At 67.3% G+C, this 1,189-nt stretch carries 1 protein-coding gene; it reads right to left on the minus strand.

The genetic code is table 11. The features are described from left to right. Positions 1-517: 517 nt before the first annotated feature. On the minus strand, positions 518-799 hold the full coding sequence (locus ABZZ74_RS54315) for a hypothetical protein (protein WP_356951470.1): 282 nt from the start codon (positions 797-799) through the stop codon (positions 518-520). Positions 800-1,189: the final 390 nt, after the last annotated feature.

The following is a 1,189-nucleotide window of genomic DNA, read 5'->3' on the forward strand; positions in this document are numbered from 1 at the left end:
GGACCCTCGACAAGTCCCATCGTTGCAGGTCAGCAGCACTCTCCACTTTTTTGATCAAGACTCGGACGGCCCCACTCGCGAAAGCGCGAGGCTAGCCAAGGACCAGTTTTCCCATCCGGGCGGCTGACGATAGAGCCATCCGACCCGGACCAACCTCACAAGCCTTCCGCAGAGGGCTGGTGCGGCCGGCCGGACCCCGTACACAGGGTGGCCCGGCTGACGCCCTGTTGCCGGACTGCGATGTGCCGTCGTCGTGGCAGTGAGCCACCTGGCGATATGCCGCTTTCCTGGCCTGCGCCCACTGCCACACCCTCACCGACGCGAAGCCGACACATCGCACCCCCCACCTTCCTGACGCCCCGTCAGTAGCTGATGAGGGATAAGGGACCCCCACCGAACGGAATGCGTCAACCCGAAACACAAACCAGCCCTAAACACGAAACGTCCCCGGAACAAAACCCGCTCCGAGGACGCTCCAAAACTCCAGGGATTACACCGGCCCCTCTCCCGCTGCCCGTCACAGCCCGAAGTGCCGGCGCCCGTCTTCCAGCACTCTGCGATACAGCCGACCGCCCAACCGCTCCGCCTCCGGCGCACCGTGGTTCGCCTCGATCATGAACTGTGCCCGCGCCTTCAACATGGCCAGCCACACCCCGCGATGATCCCCCGCCGACGTGCCGCAATCCTCCAGCTCACCAGGCAGACACTCCGGCAGGAACTCCCCCCACCGCCGCCAACGCGTCGCGCACCCCCCGGCGCCTCGAACGCCCACTCCTTCCTGGGCCCATTCATCGCCCATGGCACGACGCTACCGGCCCGCCCTCGCCACCGCCCTGACAGCCGCTCACACCCTCGCCGCCACACCGCCGTTGCCCGGAAGCCTGGCAGGCTGCACAGAGCCGCCGTCCGGGACAGACAGGAAGCACGCGTCGTATAACTCTATTGAGTCAGGAGCCCAAAGGTGACCATGGAAGGAACCACGCCGCCCTGCGCGGTGACGGTTCCGCTCGGCTCGTTGAGCGGGGGTGCGTCTTCGTCCGGCGGATACACGATCCGGGCGTCACGGAGGGCATGCCGCCAGCGTCACCCCGGCCGAGCTCCCCCGCATCCGGACCCATCCATGTGGGCGACGTCTCCGAATCACCGGTGAGGGCGCCAGTAAGCGGGGCCCTCACCCGTCGCCCGGCTT

The sequence above is a fragment of the Streptomyces sp. NPDC006476 genome, from assembly GCF_040612015.1.
Lineage (GTDB): Bacteria > Actinomycetota > Actinomycetes > Streptomycetales > Streptomycetaceae > Streptomyces > Streptomyces griseorubiginosus_B.